This window comes from Sphingorhabdus contaminans, from assembly GCF_007280415.1.
Lineage (GTDB): Bacteria > Pseudomonadota > Alphaproteobacteria > Sphingomonadales > Sphingomonadaceae > Sphingorhabdus_B > Sphingorhabdus_B contaminans.
The window spans coordinates 708,369-731,694 of sequence record NZ_VKKU01000001.1 but is presented as its reverse complement, the minus strand read 5'-3'; the positions used below and the strand labels follow the sequence as shown (position 1 = coordinate 731,694).

The window sequence follows — 23,326 nt, the reverse complement described above, 5'->3', positions numbered from 1 at the left end:
ATGCTTTCCTTTCACCGTCAAACGGTTTGTCTATGAAATAGCACGTTTCGTCTATGAGCCATGTGATGAACCCCAGATTAACAATCCGCCCGACACGGCTTCACTCATGCTGTACTGCGTAAAAACCAGAGTGCGATAACCGCCAGCATTACCGCAAACATCCGCCGGACAAGGTGTTGGCGGCGACCTTCCGCAAGCCATTCATGCGCCGATCCGGCCAAAGCAACAATGGCAAGGTGAATGACCGTTGCGATTCCGACATAGCTGAACGACAGAAGAAGGGTCTGCGAACCAACCGGATAGCCCGCATCGATATAGGCGGGGAGAACGGTGACGAAGAAGACGACCGCCTTCGGATTGAACACATTCAGCAACAGGCCGTGCCGGAACCAGTCGACCAACCCGTTATGATCCATGGCAGGATCGGATGTTTCCGAACCGCTTGACCACGTCATCCAGGCCAGCCATAACAAATAGGCTACACCCGCATAGCGCAGAAAACCAAATAAAACCGGCGAACTCGCCGCCAGCTCGGACAAGCCGAATGCAGAGGCGACTCCTAAAAGTGCGAGCCCAGAAGCTATCCCCGCCACTGCCGCAAAACCCGAACTACGCCCCTTGCTCGCACTGGTCAGCGCAAGCCACGCCATATTCGGTCCCGGGGTCAGCTCGATCAGCAATGCGGTGATCAGGAATGGGACGTACAAAGCGGTAAGCATTCGGGGTCTATGGCACGCAACCAAAGGATAGTCGATTGCGCTTGGCTTTAGCCGCCCCGATAACCATGTAGACCCTATGACCAAATTTTCCCTTCTGGATCTTGTGCCCGTCGTCGAAGGCGGGAATGTAGCTACCGCTTTTGCGAATGCGGCCGACCTCGCCAAACATTGCGAGCAGCTTGGATTTACACGCTATTGGGTCGCCGAACATCACGGCATGCGGGGCATCGCCAGTGCGGCAACCAGCGTTGTCATCGGCCATATCGCAGCCGCAACGCGGTCGATCCGCGTCGGGTCCGGCGGCATCATGCTGCCCAACCACGCGCCTCTGGTCATTGCCGAACAATTTGGAACGCTGGACGCCTTGTACCCGGGACGTATCGACCTCGGTCTTGGCCGTGCACCGGGCAGCGATCAGCGGGTGGCAACCGCAATTCGCCGGACACTCGACAGTGATCCAAACGCATTCCCGCGCGACGTCATGGAATTACAAAGCTACTTTGCCGATGATGGCCAAACCGGCATATCGGCTACACCTGGCGCAGGAGCGGATGTTCAGCTCTATATTCTGGGAAGCAGCCTGTATGGAGCGCAAGTGGCAGCGGCATTGGGCCTGCCCTTCGCCTTTGCCAGCCATTTTGCGCCCGATATGCTGGACGAAGCGCTCCACATTTACCGCAGTCATTTTAAGCCGAGCGCTGTTCTGGCGGCCCCCTATATCATGGCCGCGCTCAACATCATTGCCGCCCCGACCGATTCAGAGGCTGCGTTTCTCGCCTCTTCTATGCAACAAAGCTTTGTATCGCTGCGTTCCGGCAATCCGCGGCAAATGCCACTGCCTGTTGAAGGCTATTACGAGTCCCTGCCCCCGCAGTTTCAAGGTATGCTGGACCACGTCCTGTCCTGTAGCGCAATCGGTGCGCCCGACACGATCAAGACGGCGGTTACAGCCTTTATCGAGCGCTCAAAAGCGGATGAACTGATCATCGCCTGTTCGGTGTTCGATCATGAAAAGCGTAAGCGCAGTTTGGATATTGCGGTGGAGGCTTTTGCCAGCCTTGTTTGACATGTTACCAAATATTGGTAACATGTCGTATGACTGCCAAGAACACCTCGATAGTACTCGGAAAGCCTTACACCGATTTTATCTACGAGAAGGTACAATCCGGCGAATTCGCAACGGGAAGCGAAGTCGTGCGTGAAGCGCTGCGGCAGTATATGCATGAGGATGCAAAGACTATGGCTTTGCGTTCGATGGTCCAGAAGTCAGTCGACAGCGGGCCGGCCCAACCGTTCGACATTGACGCATGGTTAGAGGAAAAGTTCGGCACTGAATGAAGCGGGAACTGATTTACCGACCTGATGCGCTCGCTGACCTTAACGAAGTTGAATCCTATACGAAACAAGCATGGGGTAGAACGCAAGCGAAACGATATGCGACTGCGCTAGTGGCAGATATAAAGGCGTTGCGCGTTTCAGCTTTTCGACATTCGATGTTTAACGACGTATTTCCTGGCCTCCGCCGCAAGCGCAGCGGAATGCACCACATTTACTATCTCGCCACAGACGACTGTGTTGAGATACTCAAAATAATCCACGTACAGCGGGATCCCGGCCAACATTTGAAAGTCGAGACGTGGCAGAACGAGCCGTAAACAAAATACACAGCTTCAAATGTCCAGGACCGATTACGAAAGCAATCAGTAAACCCGAGCCTTCGGCTTGATATACTCGGCCTCGTCGGTCAGCGTGTAATCGTGGACCGCGCGGTAATCCAGGGTCACCTTGCCCCCGGAACCACCCCAGCCGTCAAACCATGATACCGTATGCTTCATCCAGTTTGCGTCGTCACGATCCGGGAAATCTTCGTGCGCATGGGCGCCGCGGCTTTCCTTGCGGTTGTTCGCGCTTTCCATCGTGCAAACGGCCTGCGACATCAGATTGTCGAGCTCGAGCGTTTCAATGAGGTCGGTGTTCCAGATCAGGCTGCGGTCGGTAACAGCGACATCCTCCATCCGCTTGTTGACCTTCTGCATCAACTGGACGCCTTCTGCGAGCAGTTCGGTATCGCGGAAAACGGCAGCGTGCTTTTGCATTGTCTGCTGCATTTCCAACCGGATTTTGGCCGTCGGCGAACCACCCTTGGCATTGCGGAATTTTTCCACACGCGCCAGCGGCAGGTCGACTGCACTTTTGGGAAGCGGACGGTGCGAAGCACCGGGCTTCAAAGTCTCTTTCAGATGCAGTCCCGTTGCACGGCCAAACACAACAAGATCGATCAGGGAGTTGGAGCCCAGACGGTTCGCGCCATGGACCGAAACACATGCGGCTTCGCCCACGGCATAAAGTCCGGGAACAACCGTATCGTCATTGCCATTCTTTTTGGTCACTACCTGACCATGATAATTGCACGGAATCCCGCCCATATTATAGTGCACGGTCGGGCAGACCGGCAGCGGTTGCCGCGTCAAATCAACGCCGGCAAAAATCTTTCCGCTTTCGGTAATTCCTGGCAATCGTTCACCCAGCACTTTGGGGTCGATATGGTCGAGGTGCAGGTAAATATGGTCCTTGTTCGGCCCGACACCGCGTCCTTCGCGCATTTCAAGCGCCATCGAACGGCTCACAACGTCGCGTGACGCCAGATCCTTGGCTGACGGTGCGTAACGCTCCATAAAGCGTTCGCCTTCGCTGTTGGTCAGATAACCGCCCTCGCCGCGCGCGCCTTCGGTGATCAGTACGCCGGCACCATAAATTCCCGTCGGATGGAATTGCACAAATTCCATGTCCTGCAACGGCAGACCGGCACGCAACACCATGCCGCCGCCATCACCTGTGCAGGTATGCGCTGACGTTGCCGAGAAATAGGCACGGCCATAGCCGCCGGTCGCAAGAACGACCGCGTGGCTTTTAAACCGGTGGATGCTGCCGTCTTCCATGCAGAGCGCAATCACGCCGCGGCATTCGCCGTCTTCCATGATCAGATCGAGTGCGAAATATTCGATAAAGAAGTCGGCGTCATATTTCAGGCTTTGCTGGTACAGGGCATGCAACATCGCATGGCCGGTACGGTCAGCAGCAGCGCAGGTGCGCTGTACCGGGGGTCCCTCGCCCATATTCTGCATATGGCCACCAAAGGGGCGCTGATAAATTGTGCCGTCCGTGTTCCGCGAAAACGGAACGCCTGCATGCTCAAGCTCATACACAGCGGCCGGTGCCTCACGCACCATATATTCAATAGCGTCCTGATCGCCCAGCCAGTCCGACCCCTTAACGGTATCGTACATATGCCATGTCCAATGGTCAGGGCTGTTATTGCCAAGCGACGCGGCAATACCGCCCTGCGCCGCGACCGTGTGGCTGCGTGTCGGAAAAACCTTGGTAATACAGGCGGTTTTCAAACCGGCTTCTGCGCTTCCCATGGTGGCGCGCAGGCCAGAACCGCCAGCACCGACAACGACGGTGTCATAGGTGTGGTCAATAATCTTATATGCGTCTGACATCAGGCGGGAGCTCCGGTGAATGCAAGTTTAGCGACGGTAAAGATGCCGAAGACAGCGCCGCCGACGACATAGAAATTCAGCAAAGTCATGGCACCGAACTTCAAGGCGTCGTCATGGACATAATCTTCGATCAACACCTGAAGGCCGAGGCGAACGTGCCAGAAGATGCTGACCAGCATGAGGATCATGGGAACGGCAACCAGTGGCTTTGCAAGCCACAGCGCCAGTGTCGCCTGATCGAAATTAGGCAATAACAGCAGGGATGCGACCAACCATGTTGTCAGCAGCAAATTGCCAACCGCGGTCGTGCGCTGGTTAATCCAGTGCGTTCCGCCATGTTTCGCGGAACCGAGGCCCCGCACTTTACCGATATTTGTTCCGCTACCCATGTCTCAAACTCCGATAACGCGTGATGCCACGACCAGCGCAACCAATGCAGTTGCAAAAATAGACGCACCAAATGCAGCGATCGCCCATGTCCGGTTTGTCTTGAGCTCATATCCGGCACCCATATCCAGAACCAGATGGCGCAAGCCGGAGAACAGATGCTGGAAGAAGCTGAAGATCACGGCCAGTGCGAGTAAGCGGAAGAACCAGTTAATACCGAGTTCGACACTTGTCGCACCTTCGCCAGCGCCAACGACATATTTCTGGAAGACTGCATAGCTTTCCGCGCCGCCTCCAATGGCCGACAACCACCATAGCAGGGTCAGCATACCGGCTGTGGCAAGAACGAAGCCGGTGGCGCGGTGGAAGATGGAAATCGCCATTTGCGGCGACCAGCGATAAACTTGCAGATGCGGCGACAATGGCCGGGTCGTTTTCTGCCCCATGATTTGCAGTCCTTCAAAACCAAATTCGCGAATGCGTGTCGCTCTTTACCGCTTTAGCGCCTGTGCGCAAGGCCTCAGACACCTCAATTCCGCGTAGAAATCGCCAACTATCCATAACGCGCCGTTAACCATTTTACGGTTAGACAGGGTGCAACGCCAATCAATGGTGGCGAGTAAAGCTTATGGAGCGTTTGAATGACCCCGCATAATCATGTTCAGGCATTGGATATTGAAGCCATTATCGCTCCTTATGACGTTGATCGCCAGCTTGCGGAAAACTGCAAGAAAGCGGCGGTTTTCTTTACCGATGCCTATGTCGAGCTGAGTGAGGATTATTGGTCATTCTGGAAAAACTCGCCCGTTTTCGGCCCGAGCCTGAGCGGCGAAACATATGACAGGTCACGCGATCTGCTCGCCGCCTATATGGAAATGCGCTTTACCCGCTTCGAAGAGCGCAAGTGGTTAAGTATTAGCCGGGCCTTGATTGTCGACTCGTTTGAACGGGGCATCCCTCTCGATGCGGTCCTTGCCGCCACAGGCACCGCAAACAGCCGAACAATAGCGAAAATTCTGGCACGCCCGGGACTTTCCATTGAAGACATTCGCATTTTTGTCGACACCATGTCGAAACTCAACGCGATCGAATTGACCACATTCGCCGTCATTTACCGCGAGCATGAACAGAAACGCTATCTGGAAGCGAAAGCCGCCAGCTCGGCCAATTTTGAAGCGGACATCGGGAACGCTACCTCCGCCATTTCGGAACAGACGAATATGTTGAAACACCAGGCCGCAAGCAGCTCGCAAATGGCGCATGGTATGTTGGCAAAGACATCGGAAGTTGCCGCAGCGTCGGAACAATCCGCAGTTGCGATGCGGGAAGCGGCCCAGACGGCCGCAGGCCTGATCCGCGCTATTGAAGACGCCCGGACAGAGGTGGAAACCGCCTCCGATGTTGCGACACGTGCTGCTGCGCAAGCATCGCAAAGCGTTATCGCCACAGACACTTTGTCGGAGCAATCACAGTCGATCGACTCCATTTTGGCATTGATCCGCGAAATTGCGGGGCAAACGAATTTGCTGGCGCTGAATGCAACGATCGAAGCCGCGCGCGCAGGCGATGCTGGCCGGGGTTTTGCCGTGGTTGCCCAGGAGGTCAAAAGCCTCGCGAACCAGACCGCCCAGGCCACTGACGAGATTGCACAGAAAATCTCCGCCATCCAGAACGCTACCAAGGCGTCGGTCGAATCCAATGCGGCGATTCGGTCGATTGTCAGCGAAGTCCAGCATTCGGCCGAACGGATCCGGCACGCCATGGAAGATCAGGCACAGACCGTGACGATGATTACCGCATCGGTCGATGAAACCGCCCTCGCCGCGGACCTCATGTCCAACACCATATCCGCCATCCGGTCCGACACCGAAAATGTGGTGTCCGAAATTACCGCGCTGGAACAAGGTTTCAACGAAGTGAATTCCAAACTTTCGTCGCTTCGGCACAACGCCAGCAAGTTTGCCGGCAGCCTGGGATGACCCCTGGCCGCGGCCATTGGAAATGAAGGACATTGAATTTCCTCACCCGTTGTGAAAAGCAGCGGGGATGAAAACCAAAATATTAGTGACCGGCGCCTCGCGCGGGATCGGCGCAGCTATTGTGGACACCTTCGACCCTTTGCATTTTGATGTCGTTGGGGTCTCCAGTCAGGATGGCGATCTTGCGGATCCCTCTGTGCCGTCGCAGATATGGCGCACGACACTGGATCGCCTTGGCGGGCATGTCGATGTCCTCATCAACAATGCCGGCATTTTCGAGGCGAACCCGCTCGATTCGAGCGAGGCGGACTGGCTGGAAAGCTGGAACAGGACGATGCAGGTCAACCTGACGGCGAGCGCCGCTTTTTGCCGTCAGGCGGTACTGCACTGGAAAGAGGCTAGGCGCACGGGCCGCATAGTCAATGTGGCCAGTCGCGCCGCCTATCGCGGGGATAGTCCGGCGCACTGGCATTATGCGGCATCCAAGGCGGGAATGGTGGCGATGACGAAAACCATTGCACGCGGTTATGCGTCGGACGGCATTTTGGCTTTTGCGATCTGCCCGGGCTTTACCATGACGGGTATGGCGGAGGATTATCTGGAAAGCCGTGGCGGGGCGAAGCTGCTTGCGGACATCCCGTTGGGCAAAGTCGCCGATCCGGAGGAAGTGGCCGCTATCGCCAAATTCTGCGCCACGGATGCTCCAGCCTCCATGACGGGGGCCGTCGTTGACGTAAATGGTGCAAGCTATGTCCGTTAGAAAAACCGCGCTTTGCGCCCTTTTGCTGGCCGGATGCGCGCCTGCAAAGGTAGACGCACCACCGCCCGCCACCGCCTCCTATGATGGCCGCGCACTGGCCAAAGCATGCGAAGGCCGCACCGGCTGGGACGACCCCGCCCCTCCCGCACATGTTTATGGTAATGTTTACACAGTGGGAACCTGCGGAATCACCGTCCTACTGATAACTTCTAAAGAGGGCCACATCCTGATCGACGGTGCCACTCAAAACGCCGCTACATCTATCATAGATAATATTGTCATACTTGGTTTCAAGCTTTCGGACGTAAAGTATCTTCTTAGTAGCCACGAACATCTCGATCACGTCGGCGGGCTTTCAGAGTTAAAACGTGTCACTAACGCTCAAGTGATCGCCCGCCCCGAAGCATTAGTCAGCTTGGAAACTGGCAGACCTGATGTAACTGATCCGCAGAAAGATGTTTTACCGTCATTTCCGGGAGTCAAGGTCGATCAAACAATCATGGATGGAGAATTGGTTACGCTTGGCAGCCTTAAAATAAGAGCAATATCAACTCCGGGGCATTCGCCGGGCGGTACGAGTTGGACATGGAAATCTTGTGAAGATGGCAAGTGTTTGCAATTTGTATATGCCGATAGCTTAAGTGCCGTCTCATCTGAAGCGTACAAATTTACAGAACATCCTGAATATGTAGCCATTTTGCGCAAAACAATTCAAAAAATCGCGTCACTTGAGTCCTGCGATTTACTTATCACTCCTCACCCATCGCAGAGTGTTTTTTTTGAACGCCTCGCTGGCCAAGAGGCACTTTTGAATTCCAGCGGATGCAGGGCGTATGGGACTAACGCGAGCACGAGGCTGAATCAACGTCTCGCTAAAGAGGTTTCGCAGTGAGCTGGAAAGTAACATTACCCTGCACCCGGCAAGAAGCCGAAGCATTGCATGACATGGATGAGTGGCTGGCGTTTCTCGACCCAATCCCGTCAATCGTCGCAGATGAGATGGAAGCGTTTAATGATACCAAATGGCGAATTGAAGCCTATTTTCCAGAGGAGCCTGACAAAGCAGCTGTCGAATTAATTCAGAGCCGGCTACCGAGCGCCTCAAAAGCAAAGCCACTGATTACAAAACTACCTGACGAAGATTGGGTTGTGATGAGTCAACAAGGCCTCAAACCGGTCCATGCCGGACGCTTTTATGTTCATACGAGTGCTAATAAAGATGAAGTTCCGAAAGGCTCCGTTCCGATAAATATCGAAGCCAGCCGCGCTTTTGGAACAGGCGGCCACGAGACGACGAGCGGATGTTTATCGATGCTGGATAAGTTGAAGTGTATGGGCAAAAGGTTCAATCTAATTGCCGACATAGGCACTGGCACCGGCCTGCTGACTTTTGCCGCAAGTCATCTTTGGCCTCGCGCCTACCTTACTGCATCAGACATAGATCCCGTTAGCATCGACGTTACGAGAGATAACGCTTTATTAAATGGCTACGCGTTAGGTTCGGGACCAGGCCAAATTGCACTCTGCGTGGCGGCAGGGACCGACCATCCGATCATTCAACAACGCGCCCCGTATGATTTGATAATTGCAAACATACTCGCAGGGCCTCTGATTGAGTTGGCTCCTTCCCTTGCGCGGATCATTCGTGGTGGCGGCGCATTGATTTTGGCAGGGCTGTTAAACACGCAGGCCGAATCGGTCATAGGAGCATATCGCAAACTCGGATTCCGTCTCGAAGTTCGTCGGGATACCGGCGACTGGCCCTGCTTATTGCTAGTAAAACGTAAGCGTTTTGGTTGGCAACGCCCAATTCGTGCGGATGGTCGGACATCCCAGCCGCCTGGAGATTTCGGCACATGGTGATTCAACGATCAATTGCAACAAGCTTTGGCTTGGGTCATATCCTAAACTGATGGCAACAGACTCTGGTATTGTGGATTTAGAAGCAGCGCGAAGGGCTTCGCTCACGGAAGCACTGCTGCGCACGGGCAAAGGGGATCGATCTGCATTTGAGGCGGTTTATAGGGCCACTTCGGCGAAACTATTTGGCGTTTGCCTGCGTATCTTCGGCGATAGAAACGAAGCGGAAGAAGCATTGCAAGACGCCTATATCACAATCTGGAATCGAGCTGCCACTTTCGAGGCTGGTCGAGCGAGCCCAATAAGCTGGCTCGTTACCGTTACGCGCAATCGTGCGATTGATAGACTGCGCTCAAAAGGCAAAGCGGGTTTCACTTCACTCGACGAAGCGTCAGAAATAGAGGACCCTTCCCCTCTAGCCGAGGCGCAACTTATGGCGATTGGCGATGACAAACTACTTTATAGTTGCATCGATGGCCTCGACCGACGCGATGCCCATTTTATAAAAAGCGCTTTTTTAGGCGGAGCAACATATGCAGATATCGCAGCTTGCGACGGCGAACCTTTAGGCACGGTCAAAAGTCGCATCCGTCGTGCACTAGTTAAACTACGCACCTGCATGGAGGGCGCGTCATGATACAACCCACTGAAGAGGACATTGCGTTAGCTGGCGAGTATGTGCTTGGGCTTTTGGATGTCGCGGGCAATGCGATGGCTGAAGCTCGCATCGCTACCGACGCCGCCTTCGCGAAGGAAGTAGAGGCTTGGCGAGTTCGTCTGCAACCCATGCTGGCAGGTGATGTCGATCCACCTGATCGGCTTTGGGATTCTATAGAAAAATCAATACCACCCGTAGCGATCCAAGACCTTGGACTTGGCAAGTTAGCGTTTTGGCGAACCCTGACAGGAATGTCCGTCAGCGCTGCCGTCATATTAGGTATATTGTTTTTGCAAAAACCCGGTATTGAATCCGCGCCCACGCCCGCCAAACCACTGATAGCGGCATTGTCTAACGAAAACCGGACAACTTCTTTAACCGCAAGTTACGATGAAATCTCCGGACGATTGATTGTTTTACCTGTTTCGCTGGATACGGGCAAATTATACCCCGAGCTTTGGATAATACCGGCAGACGGGAAAGCACGATCCTTAGGCATCGTCGATAAATCATCCCCTACAGCGGTGATCATTCCCAATGACATGCGTGAGTTTCTTGTATCGGGCGGCACCTTGGCAATTACTCCCGAACGAGCAGGTGGAGCGCCTGATGGGAAGGCAACCGGTCCTGTCATTGCGAGTGGGAAAATAGCGAGACTCTAAATTTTTCTCATCTGTGATGCATCTATCGAAGCAATGTGATCGTTCCTGAAGATAGCACTCCCCCGTCTGGAAGTGCGCAGAACAGGAAAGTTAAAAACATGACCATTACAAAAAAATTACTTTTTACCGTTGCGCTTGCATCGACCACATTTGCCGGCTCAACTGTGTTTGCCAACCATCATAAAATGGCTAACCCCATCGTAGGCGGAGCGGCTATGTATCCGGCAAAAACAATCGCTGAAAACGCTTCCACTGCACCGAATTTGACCACCCTCGTCGCCGCCGTAAAAGCGGCGGGTCTGGTCGAAACATTAGCCAGCCCTGGACCATTTACTGTGTTTGCGCCTACAAATGCTGCCTTTGAAAAGCTACCTGAGGGCACCGTTCCCACCCTATTGAAGCCTGAGAACAAAGCAACGCTTACCAAGATACTGACCTATCATGTTGTCGCGGGCAAACTGACAGCGAACGATATCATTTCTGCAATCAAGGCAGGTGGCGGCAAAGCTTCGTTGACCACTGTTGCTGGCGAAAAAATTACGGCGCGCATGTCCGGCAAAAGCGTTGTTATTACCGATGCGAAAGGCGGTCAGTCCGCGGTTACGACCGTAGACGTAATACAATCAAATGGTGTGGTGCACGTTATTGACTCTGTTTTGCTGCCCTAACTGGTGGTGAATGCGGAGGCCGGTCGCTTTTCCCCTCCCTTTTTAGCGACCGGCCTCTTGCGCATGTTTTTGGGTACCATGAGTCAACACTCTATCTGTCTGCAAAATGTCAGCAATGGCGATATCCGGCAAAGTTTCGAGTTTTTCATATAGTGGTGCGAAGTCCGTTTCAACGGTGACTTGCAGAAGGTCATTCAGCCCTGAAATGACAAAATAATTCTGTTGAAAATCATCAATGCGATACTCAGTCCTCATTACACGCAGAAGGTCAAAAGCGATCCTGTTTGGACTAGGATCTTCGAGCGCAAAAATGCTCTCGGCATAACTTGAGACAATGCCCGCCCCGTAAATGCGAAGACCGTCGGACTGTTCTATTAACCCAAATTCTACGGTGTACCAATAAAGTCGAGCCAAATGATCGAGAGCGTTAAACCCTAATGATCGCAATCCGCCTTTTCCATACGCAACCATATAATCCGCAAAAACAGGGTCAGCGAGCATTGGAACATGCCCAAAAACATCATGGAAAACATCGGGCTCTTGCAGATAATCGAGTTGCTCCGGGTTTCGGATAAAGTTCCCGGCCGGAAAGCGACGGTTTGCAAGATGATCAAAAAAAACATCATCGGGTACAAGTCCGGGGACAGCGACGACTTCCCAACCAGTTGCAGCATTTAACCGCGCGTTCAGTTCCCGATAATCCGGAATTCCAGGCTTTGATAGCTTGAGTACATCCAATCCACGAAGAAACGCGTCTGCAGCCCGACCGGGGAGCATTCCAGATTGCCGTGCAAATAGTCTATCCCACATTCGGTGTTCATCCGCGCTGAAATGTTCCCAGTTTTGAGGAATCGTCCAGTCGGCATTTGCGCCTTCGGGCGGCGTATCATACACGTGTTGAAAGTCGGCCATAAGGAAGTGGTTACACTTGAAACTGTTTCGCATCAACAGCGTGTGGAGGGCAATCCGAGCAGTCATCGCGTGGCCGGCATTATTGCTGGGCATTTACATGGCGTCCGCATTTATAGGAAGCTTTGTTCCGGCGAACAATGAATGGACCCCGTCGCCAAAAGGAGTTGACATATTTGTCGAGACAAACGGCATCCACGTTAGTTTGATTGTACCCATACGCATCGCGGGAGAAGATCTGAGTGACTTGATCAGGCTTGAGCAGTTGCACAATCCCAATCTTTACGGAACGCACGCGATGATCGGCTGGGGTCATGGTCGCGTATATCGTAATGCTGAAACTTGGGCTGATGTGCAAAGCGGCGACATTGGGAGTGCGATACTTGGTTCGGACGATACGTTATTGCATGTCTATCATGTCACCAATCCAGCGCCCCTAATAAACCGCAAACAGTTTCGCGTGTCAGAAAAGCAATACCGGTTGATAATACGACAAGTAAGAGCGTCATTTCGACGGAATGCCAATGGGCAAAGCATCGCTTATCCGGCTTATGGGTCTGACAATCTGTTCTATAAGAGCGTGGGACATTACTCTGCTTTAAACACCTGCAATACTTGGGTGGGGCGGGTGTTAAAAAACGCGGGCGTACGAATTGGCATCTGGACGCCCTTGCCCGGTGGCGTCATGCGCTGGTTTTAATTTGAAGAACCTTTATGTTTTCATCCAATGTCGAAGCGCAGTCGGGTCTTCGATAACCAAATGGCCATAATGTCGGGTAACGAGACCCAATGTTTCCAAATCCGAAAGTGCCGAAGCAATTGTCATACGGGAAACACCTATCAATTCCGCCAATTCCTGCTGCTTTATACCCAGTTTAACAGGAGGCTCACGATCGGCCACAAACGCAAGCAAACGTTGGGCCAGCCGTTTTGGAGCTGGCATGTTGCGAAAGACGAGCAGGTTATCAAGCGCTTCTTGGAGTTGCTTAGCCAATATCTTCAGCATTTCCCGCGCGATGTCGGTAGAACCAGCTATCACCTCCGACATTATTTTATCGCTTACCCAAGTGAGTTCTACTTTACCAAGTGCTTCAGCATCCAGAACCCGGGTAAACTGGCCTAGACATGCCAGTTCACCAAAACTATCTCCCGGACCAAGAATGAAAAGAACGTGCATGGTGCCTTGCGCATCCTGATGCCCAAGTTTGACCTGCCCCTTATCAATGATCCAGAAGCCGTCAGCATGATCGCCACGATGTTGTAAGAACTGTCCCGAAAGAAACTGACGACGGACTGCTTTCTTCCTCAATTCCGCCTGCAGTTCAGCAGGAAAACTTGCGAACAGAGCCGGCGCACCTATCGAACGACCTATATTTTCGGTTTGGCCAGGAGATTGTATAATTGTTGACATTATCACGCTCCTAACCGTCATATAATTGTCATCGAAGCAAGCCCTTTTGGAGTCGCGGGATAAGATAGCAGGCGCAAGGCCAATATCGATCCAAATTGAGGGGGATAAAGCTTTGAACCGCGCGGCACGAGGGGGATCGCTGCGGTTCTGGCGGCGCATTGACTGCTCCTTTTCTAGTCAATGCGCCGCCAAGCTTCCCTAACTGCTGGATACAATCTCTCCCCATTCTGCTTCATCGATTACCCTAATCCCCAAAGAATTCGCCTGTTTGAGTTTTGTTCCTGCACCGGGACCGGCAACGACCAAGTCTGTTTTCGCACTTACAGAGCCAGCAGCTTTCGCGCCCAGCGCCTCCGCTTGGGCTTTGGCCTCATCACGGCTCATCGTTTCAAGCTTTCCAGTAAAAACGATGGTTTTGCCAGTCCATTCACTTTCGCGAACGTTTGAGATATAGGCAGGCGGGTGTACTTCCCGAAGCAAATCATTCCAGACCTCGCAGTTATGCGGTTCATGGAAAAAATCACCTAACGCCTCCGCGACGGTAGGACCAATTCCGTCAATAGCCGTGATTTCGGCTACCGCTGAAACATCTCCTGAAGCTATGCGTTTCCCGATTTCAAATATGGCATCGAGTGATCCAAAGTTCCGAACAAGATCTTTAGAAGTTCCCGCACCGACGTGCCGGATCCCTAGGCCAAAAAGCAACTTCATAGGGTCCGGCGTCCGCTTGGCTTCAATAGCAGCCAACAGGTTATCCACAGACTTATCCTGCCATCCCTCCCTTAATAGGATGTCCTTCCGCCGAGTATGGAGCCGAAAGATGTCTGCGGGGCTTTCCAGCCAACCGGCGGCAAAAAATTCTTGTACCGATTTTTCGCCAAGTCCTTCGATATCAAGTGCGGGACGGCTGACGAAGTGGATTAAACGCTGGACGCGTTGGGCTGGACAAATCAAGCCGCCCGTGCACCGGACATCAACTTCTCCCTCTTCCGCCACCGCCTCCGATCCGCATTCCGGACAACGGTCCGGGAAACAAAATACGGGTCGTTCAACGTCCCGGGAGAGATTTTCTACAATCTGTGGAATTACGTCACCGGCTCGCTGAACTACGACCCTATCTCCGGGCCTTAGACCCAAGCGGGTAATTTCATCCCTGTTGTGTAAGGTAACATTCGATACGACTACGCCGCCGACTGTTACAGGCCGCAACCGGCCAACCGGAGTTAATTTACCGGTCCGTCCGACCTGAATATCAACTGATTCCAAGGTCGTTTCGGCTTGTTCTGCCGGAAACTTGTGGGCAATCGCCCAACGTGGTGCCTTGGCCACAAAACCGAGGCGTTCCTGCCAATCCAATCGGTCAACTTTGTACACCACGCCGTCAATGTCATAAGGCATCTCCGCCCTTTGGCGTTGAATTTCAGCATAATGTACCAACGCTTCAGTTGCGCCGGAAACCTTGATCAAGAACGGAGACACAGGAACGCCCCAATTTGCAATCGCAGCCATAACGTCTGCTTGGCTTTCGGCAGGTAAGGAGCTTACTTCACCCCAACCATGGGCAAGGAAACGCAAAGGACGTGATGCCGTAATTCGAGCATCCTTCTGGCGGAGCGAGCCTGCTGCGGCATTTCTTGGATTTGCAAATATCTTTCCGCCTTTGGCTTCCTGTTCGGCGTTGAGAGCGGCGAAGTCTGTTTTGGCCATGTAAACTTCACCGCGGATTTCGAACAATGCCGGGGGATTGCCGGAAAGACGCTGCGGAATTTCGCCGATGGTGGCTACATTTGCGGTCACATCTTCGCCGACTGTGCCGTCACCCCTAGTCGCTGCCTGTTTCAGCAGGCCGTTTTCGTAGCGCAGCGATAGCGATAGTCCGTCGATCTTGTCTTCGGCTGTTAACTCCACTGACGCTTCGGAAGGCAGATTCAGGAAGCGGCGGACGCGTCCTACAAAGTCCTCGACGTCCTCCGCACTGAAGGCGTTGTCGAGGCTCATCATGCGTTTGGCGTGGGTGATTTTCTTGAGGCCTGAGCCATCTACGGCCGCACCGACCTGCCGGTTCGGGCTGTCGGCACGGACCAGATGGGGGAACGCCGTTTCAAGTTCATTATTACGACGGACCAGAGCGTCATATTCCGCGTCGGATATCTCCGGCGCATCTTCGGCATGGTAGCGCTTGTTGTGATAGGCAATCTGCTTGGCAAGCCGCATCAGTTCATTGGCGGCATCGGCTTCATTCGGAACTGTCACACGCCCTCCAGCAACCGTTCGGCCTGCGCCCGTGCCTCGTCGGTCACTTCGGCACCCGAAAGCATCCGCGCGATCTCCTGCCGCCTTTCTTCGGCATCCAGCAAGACAACGCCTGTCCGCGTCACCGTGCCCTGGCTGGACTTGGCGATGAAGTAATGCGCCTGCCCCCTGGCCGCGACCTGCGGACTATGCGTTACCGCCAACAACTGCGTATGGCGGGCCAGACGGGCCAGCCTTTCGCCAATCGCCGCCGCCACCGCGCCACCCACACCCCGGTCAATTTCGTCGAAGATGATCGTGGCCGCCCCGCCCTCTTCGGCCAGAGCGACTTTCAACGCCAGGATGAAGCGCGACAATTCGCCGCCCGAGGCGATTTTGGCGAGCGGCGCAAAGGGTGCGCCGGGATTGGTGGAGATAAGAAATTCGACCCTATCCATGCCGGTGATGCTCCACCGGTCCTCCGGCAATCGTTCGACCGCCGTCTGAAACTGCGCCGCATCCAGTTTTAAAGGGGCAAGCTCGGCCTTGACCGCAGCGTCCAGCTTTGCAGCAGCGCTCTTCCGCGCGGCGCTCATCGCTTCGGCGACGTCGACAAAGGCAGCATGCTTTGCCTTCACTTCGGCTTCGAGTTTGGCGAGCCCTTCCCCGCCCGCCTGAATGGAATCCAGCCGTGCCGTCAGATTTTCCTGCAACGACACAATGGCATCCGGCGCAACATTATGCTTACGCGCCAATGCCCTTAATTCGAAAAGGCGTTCCTCGATCTCATCCAGCCGTGCCGGTTCAAATTCAATAGCCCGGGCAGCGGCATTCAATTTGTCTTCCGCCTCGCTTGCCTCGATAACCGCGCGATCTAGCGCCGTAAGCGCTTCGGCCAGCAAAGGATGCGCATCGGCCAAGCGGTCCAGTTTACGCGCAGCCGAACGGATCAGCGCCAGCCCGCTTTTCGGACCATCAAAGCTTTCGAGAACCGCTTTCAGATCCTCGGCGATACGTTCGCCCTTTTGCATGTCCGAACGTTCGCCGGCCAGTTGCTCCTCTTCACCAGGCTGCGGATTGAACTGCGCCAGTTCGGCGACCGCATGTTCCAGCCACTCGCGGTCACGCGCCGCATTTTCAAGGGCTTCCCGCGCCACGTCGAGCCGGGCCCTCGCCTCTTGCCATGCTGTATAGTGACTGGCCACGAGCGCGGTATCACAACGACCAAAGGCGTCCAGCAAAAGACGATGGCCACGCGGATTGAACATACCGCGATCATCATGCTGTCCATGAATTTCGACCAGCGCCGTGCCCACATCGCGCAGCAACGCAGCCGAACAAGGCTGATCGTTGATAAATGCCTTGCTTCCGCCATCCGCACGGACCGACCGCCGGATCAGCAAAGGCTCCCTTTTGTCGATTTCGATATCGTTATCCGCCAGCAACGCCACAACGTGATCTGGCGCATCGAAGCTTGCCGTGACCTGTGCACGTTCGACACCGTTGCGGACAAGCCCGCTGTCGGCCCGTGCGCCAAGCGCCAGTCCCAGTGCATCCAGTAAAATCGATTTACCCGCGCCGGTTTCACCGGTCAGAACGCCCAACCCGTTCGAAAATTCAAGGTCAAGCGCCTCGATCAGCACCACATCGCGGATCGAAAGCCCCGTTAGCATCGCATCAGACGCTGGGCGCGTGCTTTTGCATCAGGTCGTAAGCGCGTTTGTACCATTCGCTGCCGGGATAGTTGGCACCCAAGACAGCCGCGGCTTTCTTGGCTTCTTCCGGAACGCCCATCGCCAGATAGGATTCGGTCAGGCGATACAAAGCCTCGGGCGCGTGGGTGGTCGTGTCGAATTTCTCGACGACCTCACGGAAGCGCAGCGACGACGCAAGCCACAGGGCACGCCGTTGGTAAAAGCGGCCGATTTCCATTTCCTTGCCGGCGAGGTGATCGCGCACGAGGTCCATTTTCAATGTGGCATCCGCGGCATAGCGCGACGTTGGGTAACGACGCTGCACCTCACCCAATGCGGCCAGTGCCTGTTCGGAAATCTTCTGGTCGCGGGTCACGTCGCTGATTTGCTCATAATAATTGAGCGCAATCAGATAATAGGCATAGGCCGCATCCTTGTTGCCGGGATGGATCGACAAAAAGCGACGCGAAGACTGGATCGATTCGTTATATTTCTGCGCCATATAATAGCTAAAGGCACTCATCAGCTGCGCGCGCCGCGCCCATGGCGAATAAGGATGCTGGCGCTCGACTTCATCGAACAGCGCGGCTGCGACAACATATTGCTGATTGTCCAGCTTCTCCTTTGCGGCCGCATAAAGCGTATTCACATCACGCGCGACATAGCGCGTATTGCTTCCAGGCTTCGCATCGCCGCCGCCAAGGCCGAGCGCAGCGCAACCGGATAACAGAGAAGAGGCGGCAAGCACTGCCACGGGCACAAGCAATTTTTTGTTCATGGACGTTCCCTAGATAATCTTGGCCCCGTCGCCAAGTGCTTTGCTGATATTGTCCCCAGATGCCTGCTTCTGCCTGTATCGCAGATGAATTTCTGCCCTATCGGCTCGCCATATGCGTCCCATATGTCAGGTTAAGCGATCCGCTGACCACCCTGGCGCCATTGAGTCGTGTCCAGTCCGTGTCCGGGCCGCCTGCCGGTGGAGCGCCCTGCGGCATCCCGGCCATGGCATATACAAAGTCGATATCGAGCGCCCCGGCATTTTCCTTGTCAAAGCGCATCTGCAAGATGGCGTCCGGTGTTTCCGATCGCCAGCCCAAGCGGATTTCCTTACCCGGTATGACCCGGACCGGTTTGCCATTCACATCGACATTGGACAAAGGCACCGTCGATTTGACGACAAAATTCATCAAACGGGGTGCCACGTTGCTAACGATGCTCAAGACGACCTTATCACCCTGTTCGCGCAACCGAACCGCCGGCAATTGAACTTCCGACGCCGGGGCGGGAACCGCTTTCCAACGCAGACTGTCAAACCCTTTGGGGGAGATTTTAGTGGTGGGACCATCGGGAAGCTCATGCGAAGTCGAACTGGTCGCCCAATAACTTTTCCCGCTATTGCCATCCCGGTAATAGAACAAATCCCCTGGACGCGGATTGCGTTCGGAAAAACTGGGGTCGAGAGCGAACCATACTGCACCCAATGAGGCCAGAGCAACCAGCCAGACCCCCACGCGCCGCGAATTGCGCAACTGTCCATAGGACATGATTACGGGTCCGATCAGCGTGATCGAGAACGGGATAATCAGAGCTACCGGCGCAGGCGTCATGGGTGCGACCGAGACATAGGTGACGATCACGCCGGTGAGCAGCAAGGCGCCCCAGAGTCCACCGGTCAGGGCGCTAATGTAAATGACCGGAGAAGATTGCCAACCTGACCGGGATGCAAGGTTCACCAGCAACGCGCCAATCAGCCCGCCCCAGTCGAACAGCCAGCTGGCCCCGGGCATCCAGATTTGTGCCGCAAGCGCGCAGCATAGCATCAGAACCACAGAACCTACCCAAAGCGATTCTCTAGGGCGCGCTAAAAGCACGACGCCAGCAACAAATGTCACATACATCCAGAGCGCCGGACCCATTTCATTGATACGTTCACGCATGGGTATCATGCCGTTGCCATAGGCCCACGCAGAGACGAAATGGATGATGGCGCCTGCACCGGCCATGAGAGCGAAAACTCCCAAAGCACCCCCCACGGCTTGGGGCCAGCCAACGCCCATCCGTTGAAGCGGAGCCGTTAACAGAAAACCAAATCCGGCCACGACAAGCACCCAACCGAACCACATGGGGTAGCGAACAACAAACAGGCCGAAGAAATCAAAATAGGCCGCCTCGATCCCCTGACCTGGAAGTTTCTCGGCAAAGGCGAGTGCCCGTGTTGTTGTGACGGCGAAGTTACCGAGATGTTTCAACGCATGCGGATCGAGATTCTCGATGGTATCGGTTGGCATATGATAATCTTTTAGCCGGTCGATAAAGGCCGCATTGATACCTGAAACACCTTTGGCGAGTGGCACCGAAAGATCGGTATCATTGGGCAAAAGCTGATAAACATTGTTTGCCAGACTATTGCCGGTGGGCTGGACTGCATTGGCCGCCCACAACTCAATGAGCTCGGCATTTCCGGGAGATGTCTGGAACATGATCGCACGCCCGCGCGAACCGCGTGCTTCGACATTGACGACGACTTCGATACGTTTTGCAAGCGGATGTCGGTCAAAAAACTCCTGTGCGCCAATGAGCCCCAGTTCTTCGGAATCCGTTGCAATGAAAATGACGTCGCGTGCTGGCTTTGGTCCTTTTGAAAGGATACGTGCCGTTTCCAGCATCGCGGCAATACCTGCGCCGTCATCAGCAGCACCATTGGCACCAAAAACACTGTCATAATGGGCCATCAATGCGACCGCTTTTGAATTCCGGTCACGCCCCGGTAATGTCGCGATGATGTTGTTGAACGGCGCGACACTGATTGCGCCCTTACGCCGTGCGTCAAAATTGGCCTGTCGGACGCCGATGCCGGACTGCGTGTCGACTTCCAGTCCCAGGTCTTTGAAACGCTTTAATAGCCAGATTTGCGCTTTTGCATGGCCGGTTGAACCCACGGGACGAGGCTCGGTGGCAATTGCGTGAAGAGTCGCCTGTGCATCTTTCAAGTTGTAGCCGGTCGCGCCATCTCCAAATGGCGCAACACGGGTAATCAGCGCTATCGCAATTGCCAATGCGACAACGACAGGCAACAATATATAATCACGCATTCAGAAAGGGTCTCCCCAACCCCTTACGACCCGAATTATGTCTTATCCCCGTCGCCTATAGAGAAAATTAACCATAAAACAAACATTCTGATGTTCCGGATGTGAGATAATGTCACATTATGGAACATTTCAATTGACTGGATTGAATATTGATGGGGGATAATAGTCTCATCAGCGCGGAAACCCGCGCGATTTCCATGTCAGTTACAATATTCGTTGCACATAGCATTAGCTTTTTTAATAGCGATCAATCGTGCATGCAGTTCATTAAACACATATAAAAAAAAGGGGCCGCCGCAGCGACCCCTTTCCTCTCCAACTGCCTTTACAGGCTTAGTCTTTCAGGAAGGCCGGAACATGGTCGGGATCGCCCCCGCCATTGTTGCCACCTTCATTGCCACCTTCGGAGCGTTCACGACGCGGGCCACGGTCGCCGCGGCCTTCGCCACGACCACCATCCCGGCGGGGACCGCGGTCGCCACGGCCACCGTCACGACGGGGGCCACGATCGCTGCGCTCGCTCTTTTCACGCGGCGGACGGGTATCTTCAAGCTCTTCGCCCGTTTCCTGGTCGACAACGCGCATCGACAGGCGAACCTTGCCGCGCGGATCGATTTCGAGAACCTTGACCTTGACGTCCATGCCTTCGCTGACAACGTCGGTCACCTTCTCCACGCGCTCGTTGCGCATTTCGCTGACGTGGACGAGACCGTCCTTGCCGCCCATGAAATTCACAAACGCACCGAAATCGACGAGGTTTACAACCTTGCCATCATAGATTTTGCCGACTTCGGCTTCCTCAACGATACCGCTGATCCACTTGCGTGCAGCTTCGATCTGGCTGAGGTCGCTCGACGAAATCTTGATCAGGCCTTCGTCATCAATGTCCACCTTGGCACCGGTTGTCGCCACGATTTCGCGGATAACCTTGCCGCCGGTGCCGATGATGTCACGGATCTTCGACTTGTCGATCTGCATCGTTTCGATACGCGGAGCATGTGCCGACAGTTCGCCACGGACTTCACCCAAGGCCTTGGCCATTTCGCCCAGGATGTGCGCACGGCCTTCCTTGGCTTGGCTCAATGCAGCTTCAAAGATTTCGCGGGTAATCCCGGCAATCTTGATGTCCATCTGCATCGTGGTGATACCTTCGGAGGTACCGGCAACCTTGAAGTCCATGTCGCCCAGATGATCTTCATCACCCAGAATGTCGGAAAGGATTGCGAAATCCTTGCCTTCGAGGATCAGACCCATGGCAATGCCGCTGACCGGACGCTTGATCGGTACGCCGGCATCCATCATGGCAAGGCTGCCACCGCATACCGACGCCATCGACGACGAACCGTTGGATTCGGTAATGTCGCTGGTCAGACGGATGGTATAAGGGAATTCGTCCTTGCTCGGCAGAACAGGATGCAGAGCGCGCCAAGCGAGCTTGCCATGGCCGACTTCACGACGGCCCGGCGCGCCGAAGCGGCCAACTTCACCCACCGAGTATGGCGGGAAGTTATAGTGCAGCATGAAATGCTCATAATGCAGACCACCCAGGCCATCGATCATCTGCTCTGCGTCCTTGGTGCCCAAGGTGCAGGTCGCGATGGTCTGGGTTTCGCCACGGGTGAACAGGGCCGAACCATGTGCACGCGGCAAGAAGTGGGTTTCACCGAGGATCGGACGGATCTGCGTGGTAGTGCGTCCGTCGATACGGGTGCCATCTTTCAGAATGGCGCCACGAACGATTTCGGCTTCCAGCTTCTTCATCAGCTTGCCGGCAGCCATCTGGTCCTGCGGGGTTGCGTCGGCAAAGGCTTCCTTCGCCTTGGCACGCGCTTCGTTCAGGGCGTTGCTGCGCGCCGACTTGTCGGTCAGCTTGTAAGCTGCGGCAATGTCTTTGCCGATCAGCTTCTTCAGCTTGTCTTTTGCAGCCGAAAGATCGGCCTGCTCGGCCATTGGCCAGGGATCCTTGGCGGCCTGTTCAGCCAGCTTCACGATCGCTTTGACAACTTCCTTACAGGCGTCATGCGCAAACAGGACGGCGCCAAGCATGATTTCTTCCGAAAGCTCGTTGGCTTCGGATTCCACCATCATCACGGCGTCATAAGTTGCCGCAACCACCAGATCGAGATCGCCTTCGGCAACCTGTTCGTCGGTCGGGTTCAGAATATATTCGCCGTTCAGATAACCAACGCGTGCTGCGCCGATCGGGCCCATGAAAGGTACGCCCGAAATGGTCAGAGCAGCCGAAGTTGCAACCATCGCGAGGATGTCGGGTTCATTTTCGCCGTCATAGCTCAGAACCTGGGCGATAGCGTTGATTTCGTTGTAGAAACCTTCTGGGAAAAGCGGACGTACGGGACGGTCGATCAGACGCGAAACCAGCGTTTCCTTTTCCGTGGCGCCACGTTCGCGCTTGAAAAAGCCACCGGGTATACGTCCGGCAGCGGAATATTTTTCCTGATAGTGAACGGTCAACGGGAAGAAATCCTGACCTTCTTTCACCGACTTTGCAGCGGTAACCGCGCTAAGAACAACAGTTTCGCCAAGCGACGCCATGACAGCACCGTCGGCTTGACGGGCAACTTTGCCCGTTTCGAGTGTCAGGGTTTGTCCGCCCCACTCGATTGATACAGATTTCGTATTAAACATAGATTTTCCTTTGACTCAGCGCCGCCCTATTGCGGCGTGAGGCCTCTTGATTGCGGAAATACCGATCCGCCGCGGGTGGGGCTAAAGAGCGCCCCTATGGCAAACCGGCCTCATTGCCGGATCGCCCCATAAGCAAAAAGCGGCCC

At 54.6% G+C, this 23,326-nt stretch carries 22 protein-coding genes; 11 read left to right on the top strand and 11 right to left on the bottom strand.

All coding sequences use genetic code 11. The annotated features are described in order from the left end of the window. Positions 1 to 104: 104 nt before the first annotated feature. On the bottom strand, positions 105 to 719 hold the full coding sequence (locus tag FOM92_RS03665) for a LysE family translocator (protein WP_143775416.1): 615 nt from the start codon (positions 717 to 719) through the stop codon (positions 105 to 107). A 76-nt stretch (positions 720 to 795) separates the two neighbouring features. Between FOM92_RS03665 and FOM92_RS03660 the strand changes: the two genes are divergently transcribed. From FOM92_RS03660 to FOM92_RS16220, 3 genes are read left to right on the top strand one after another with little or no spacing between them, the layout of a single operon-like run. Further along, positions 796 to 1,785, top strand: a complete 990-nt coding sequence (locus FOM92_RS03660; protein WP_143775415.1) for an LLM class flavin-dependent oxidoreductase — start codon at positions 796 to 798, stop codon at positions 1,783 to 1,785. 29 nt (positions 1,786 to 1,814) lie between these two features. After that, the gene (locus FOM92_RS03655; RefSeq protein WP_143775414.1) at positions 1,815 to 2,057 is read left to right on the top strand and encodes a type II toxin-antitoxin system ParD family antitoxin; all 243 of its coding nucleotides are present in this window, start codon (positions 1,815 to 1,817) and stop codon (positions 2,055 to 2,057) included. Further along, positions 2,054 to 2,374 (top strand): type II toxin-antitoxin system RelE/ParE family toxin, encoded by a 321-nt coding sequence (locus tag FOM92_RS16220; RefSeq protein WP_143775413.1) that lies wholly within the window; start codon positions 2,054 to 2,056, stop codon positions 2,372 to 2,374. Before FOM92_RS03655 ends, FOM92_RS16220 begins: the two co-directional genes overlap by 4 nt. 45 nt (positions 2,375 to 2,419) lie before the next feature. Here FOM92_RS16220 and sdhA read toward each other — a convergent pair whose 3' ends face one another. Genes sdhA through sdhC form a run of 3 tightly spaced genes read right to left on the bottom strand, consistent with a single transcriptional unit; the run spans position 2,420 to position 5,055 of the window. Beyond that, complete coding sequence (gene sdhA, locus FOM92_RS03645; RefSeq protein WP_143775412.1) at positions 2,420 to 4,222, bottom strand: succinate dehydrogenase flavoprotein subunit; 1,803 nt, start codon at positions 4,220 to 4,222, stop codon at positions 2,420 to 2,422. Next, entirely contained in the window at positions 4,222 to 4,611 is a 390-nt protein-coding gene (sdhD, locus tag FOM92_RS03640; protein ID WP_143775411.1) for a succinate dehydrogenase, hydrophobic membrane anchor protein, read from the bottom strand. Before sdhD ends, sdhA begins: the two co-directional genes overlap by 1 nt. A 3-nt stretch (positions 4,612 to 4,614) precedes the next feature. After that, positions 4,615 to 5,055 (bottom strand): succinate dehydrogenase, cytochrome b556 subunit, encoded by a 441-nt coding sequence (gene sdhC, locus FOM92_RS03635; protein WP_143775410.1) that lies wholly within the window; start codon positions 5,053 to 5,055, stop codon positions 4,615 to 4,617. A gap of 195 nt (positions 5,056 to 5,250) precedes the next feature. Here sdhC and FOM92_RS16185 point away from each other — a divergent pair, with 195 nt between their 5' ends. The 7 genes from FOM92_RS16185 to FOM92_RS03600 all read left to right on the top strand — a co-directional run bounded on the left by FOM92_RS16185 (position 5,251) and on the right by FOM92_RS03600 (position 11,196). Next, entirely contained in the window at positions 5,251 to 6,588 is a 1,338-nt protein-coding gene (locus FOM92_RS16185; protein ID WP_211347345.1) for a methyl-accepting chemotaxis protein, read from the top strand. A 67-nt stretch (positions 6,589 to 6,655) separates the two neighbouring features. Next, entirely contained in the window at positions 6,656 to 7,348 is a 693-nt protein-coding gene (locus tag FOM92_RS03625; RefSeq protein WP_143775409.1) for an SDR family NAD(P)-dependent oxidoreductase, read from the top strand. Continuing rightward, positions 7,338 to 8,240 (top strand): subclass B3 metallo-beta-lactamase, encoded by a 903-nt coding sequence (bla, locus tag FOM92_RS03620; RefSeq protein WP_143775408.1) that lies wholly within the window; start codon positions 7,338 to 7,340, stop codon positions 8,238 to 8,240. Before FOM92_RS03625 ends, bla begins: the two co-directional genes overlap by 11 nt. Before the next feature lie 53 nt (positions 8,241 to 8,293). Then, positions 8,294 to 9,211: a 50S ribosomal protein L11 methyltransferase gene (locus FOM92_RS03615; protein WP_143776301.1), complete on the top strand. Its 918-nt coding sequence runs from the start codon at positions 8,294 to 8,296 to the stop codon at positions 9,209 to 9,211. Positions 9,212 to 9,260: 49 nt separating this feature from the next. Continuing rightward, positions 9,261 to 9,845, top strand: a complete 585-nt coding sequence (locus tag FOM92_RS03610; RefSeq protein WP_143775407.1) for a sigma-70 family RNA polymerase sigma factor — start codon at positions 9,261 to 9,263, stop codon at positions 9,843 to 9,845. Beyond that, a complete protein-coding gene (locus FOM92_RS03605) occupies positions 9,842 to 10,528 on the top strand; it encodes an anti-sigma factor (protein ID WP_143775406.1) in 687 nt (228 codons plus the stop codon). The genes FOM92_RS03610 and FOM92_RS03605 overlap by 4 nt, the downstream gene beginning before the upstream one ends. A gap of 98 nt (positions 10,529 to 10,626) precedes the next feature. Beyond that, entirely contained in the window at positions 10,627 to 11,196 is a 570-nt protein-coding gene (locus tag FOM92_RS03600) for a fasciclin domain-containing protein (RefSeq protein WP_211347344.1), read from the top strand. A gap of 42 nt (positions 11,197 to 11,238) precedes the next feature. Here FOM92_RS03600 and phhA read toward each other — a convergent pair whose 3' ends face one another. Next, positions 11,239 to 12,108 carry a phenylalanine 4-monooxygenase gene (gene phhA, locus FOM92_RS03595; protein WP_143775405.1) on the bottom strand — a complete coding sequence of 290 codons (870 nt, stop codon included), beginning with the start codon at positions 12,106 to 12,108 and terminating at the stop codon, positions 11,239 to 11,241. A 16-nt stretch (positions 12,109 to 12,124) separates the two neighbouring features. On the opposite strand from phhA, the gene FOM92_RS03590 reads away from it, so the two are divergent. Beyond that, positions 12,125 to 12,805, top strand: a complete 681-nt coding sequence (locus FOM92_RS03590) for a DUF2459 domain-containing protein (RefSeq protein ID WP_143775404.1) — start codon at positions 12,125 to 12,127, stop codon at positions 12,803 to 12,805. A 12-nt stretch (positions 12,806 to 12,817) separates the two neighbouring features. Here the strand turns inward: FOM92_RS03590 and FOM92_RS03585 are convergent, their stop codons facing one another. The 6 genes from FOM92_RS03585 to pnp all read right to left on the bottom strand — a co-directional run bounded on the left by FOM92_RS03585 (position 12,818) and on the right by pnp (position 23,180). Then, positions 12,818 to 13,675 (bottom strand): Crp/Fnr family transcriptional regulator, encoded by an 858-nt coding sequence (locus FOM92_RS03585; RefSeq protein ID WP_143775403.1) that lies wholly within the window; start codon positions 13,673 to 13,675, stop codon positions 12,818 to 12,820. A 39-nt stretch (positions 13,676 to 13,714) separates the two neighbouring features. Then, positions 13,715 to 15,730, bottom strand: a complete 2,016-nt coding sequence (gene ligA / locus FOM92_RS03580) for an NAD-dependent DNA ligase LigA (RefSeq protein WP_143776299.1) — start codon at positions 15,728 to 15,730, stop codon at positions 13,715 to 13,717. Positions 15,731 to 15,765: 35 nt separating this feature from the next. Continuing rightward, entirely contained in the window at positions 15,766 to 17,421 is a 1,656-nt protein-coding gene (recN, locus tag FOM92_RS03575; protein ID WP_143775402.1) for a DNA repair protein RecN, read from the bottom strand. A gap of 4 nt (positions 17,422 to 17,425) precedes the next feature. Continuing rightward, positions 17,426 to 18,220 carry an outer membrane protein assembly factor BamD gene (locus FOM92_RS03570; RefSeq protein WP_143775401.1) on the bottom strand — a complete coding sequence of 265 codons (795 nt, stop codon included), beginning with the start codon at positions 18,218 to 18,220 and terminating at the stop codon, positions 17,426 to 17,428. 97 nt (positions 18,221 to 18,317) lie between these two features. Beyond that, positions 18,318 to 20,534, bottom strand: coding sequence for a M20/M25/M40 family metallo-hydrolase (locus FOM92_RS03565; RefSeq protein WP_143775400.1), 2,217 nt, complete (start codon positions 20,532 to 20,534; stop codon positions 18,318 to 18,320). 333 nt (positions 20,535 to 20,867) lie between these two features. Continuing rightward, a complete protein-coding gene (pnp, locus tag FOM92_RS03560) occupies positions 20,868 to 23,180 on the bottom strand; it encodes a polyribonucleotide nucleotidyltransferase (RefSeq protein ID WP_143775399.1) in 2,313 nt (770 codons plus the stop codon). Positions 23,181 to 23,326 lie beyond the last annotated feature (146 nt).

What these genes read in the sequence shown, in the direction of transcription:
- pnp (WP_143775399.1), bottom strand. Translation starts at nt 23,180, where the DNA reads ATGTTTAATACGAAATCTGTATCAATCGAGTGGGGCGGACAAACCCTG.
- bla (WP_143775408.1), top strand. Translation starts at nt 7,338, where the DNA reads ATGTCCGTTAGAAAAACCGCGCTTTGCGCCCTTTTGCTGGCCGGATGC.
- FOM92_RS03625 (WP_143775409.1), top strand. Translation starts at nt 6,656, where the DNA reads ATGAAAACCAAAATATTAGTGACCGGCGCCTCGCGCGGGATCGGCGCA.
- FOM92_RS03665 (WP_143775416.1), bottom strand. Translation starts at nt 719, where the DNA reads ATGCTTACCGCTTTGTACGTCCCATTCCTGATCACCGCATTGCTGATC.
- ligA (WP_143776299.1), bottom strand. Translation starts at nt 15,730, where the DNA reads ATGCGGCTTGCCAAGCAGATTGCCTATCACAACAAGCGCTACCATGCC.
- FOM92_RS03610 (WP_143775407.1), top strand. Translation starts at nt 9,261, where the DNA reads ATGGCAACAGACTCTGGTATTGTGGATTTAGAAGCAGCGCGAAGGGCT.
- FOM92_RS16185 (WP_211347345.1), top strand. Translation starts at nt 5,251, where the DNA reads ATGACCCCGCATAATCATGTTCAGGCATTGGATATTGAAGCCATTATC.
- recN (WP_143775402.1), bottom strand. Translation starts at nt 17,421, where the DNA reads ATGCTAACGGGGCTTTCGATCCGCGATGTGGTGCTGATCGAGGCGCTT.
- sdhC (WP_143775410.1), bottom strand. Translation starts at nt 5,055, where the DNA reads ATGGGGCAGAAAACGACCCGGCCATTGTCGCCGCATCTGCAAGTTTAT.
- FOM92_RS03605 (WP_143775406.1), top strand. Translation starts at nt 9,842, where the DNA reads ATGATACAACCCACTGAAGAGGACATTGCGTTAGCTGGCGAGTATGTG.
- sdhA (WP_143775412.1), bottom strand. Translation starts at nt 4,222, where the DNA reads ATGTCAGACGCATATAAGATTATTGACCACACCTATGACACCGTCGTT.
- FOM92_RS03565 (WP_143775400.1), bottom strand. Translation starts at nt 20,534, where the DNA reads ATGCGTGATTATATATTGTTGCCTGTCGTTGTCGCATTGGCAATTGCG.
- FOM92_RS03570 (WP_143775401.1), bottom strand. Translation starts at nt 18,220, where the DNA reads ATGAACAAAAAATTGCTTGTGCCCGTGGCAGTGCTTGCCGCCTCTTCT.
- FOM92_RS03600 (WP_211347344.1), top strand. Translation starts at nt 10,627, where the DNA reads ATGACCATTACAAAAAAATTACTTTTTACCGTTGCGCTTGCATCGACC.
- FOM92_RS03585 (WP_143775403.1), bottom strand. Translation starts at nt 13,675, where the DNA reads ATGCGCCGCCAGAACCGCAGCGATCCCCCTCGTGCCGCGCGGTTCAAA.
- sdhD (WP_143775411.1), bottom strand. Translation starts at nt 4,611, where the DNA reads ATGGGTAGCGGAACAAATATCGGTAAAGTGCGGGGCCTCGGTTCCGCG.
- FOM92_RS16220 (WP_143775413.1), top strand. Translation starts at nt 2,054, where the DNA reads ATGAAGCGGGAACTGATTTACCGACCTGATGCGCTCGCTGACCTTAAC.
- FOM92_RS03655 (WP_143775414.1), top strand. Translation starts at nt 1,815, where the DNA reads ATGACTGCCAAGAACACCTCGATAGTACTCGGAAAGCCTTACACCGAT.
- phhA (WP_143775405.1), bottom strand. Translation starts at nt 12,108, where the DNA reads ATGGCCGACTTTCAACACGTGTATGATACGCCGCCCGAAGGCGCAAAT.
- FOM92_RS03660 (WP_143775415.1), top strand. Translation starts at nt 796, where the DNA reads ATGACCAAATTTTCCCTTCTGGATCTTGTGCCCGTCGTCGAAGGCGGG.
- FOM92_RS03615 (WP_143776301.1), top strand. Translation starts at nt 8,294, where the DNA reads ATGGATGAGTGGCTGGCGTTTCTCGACCCAATCCCGTCAATCGTCGCA.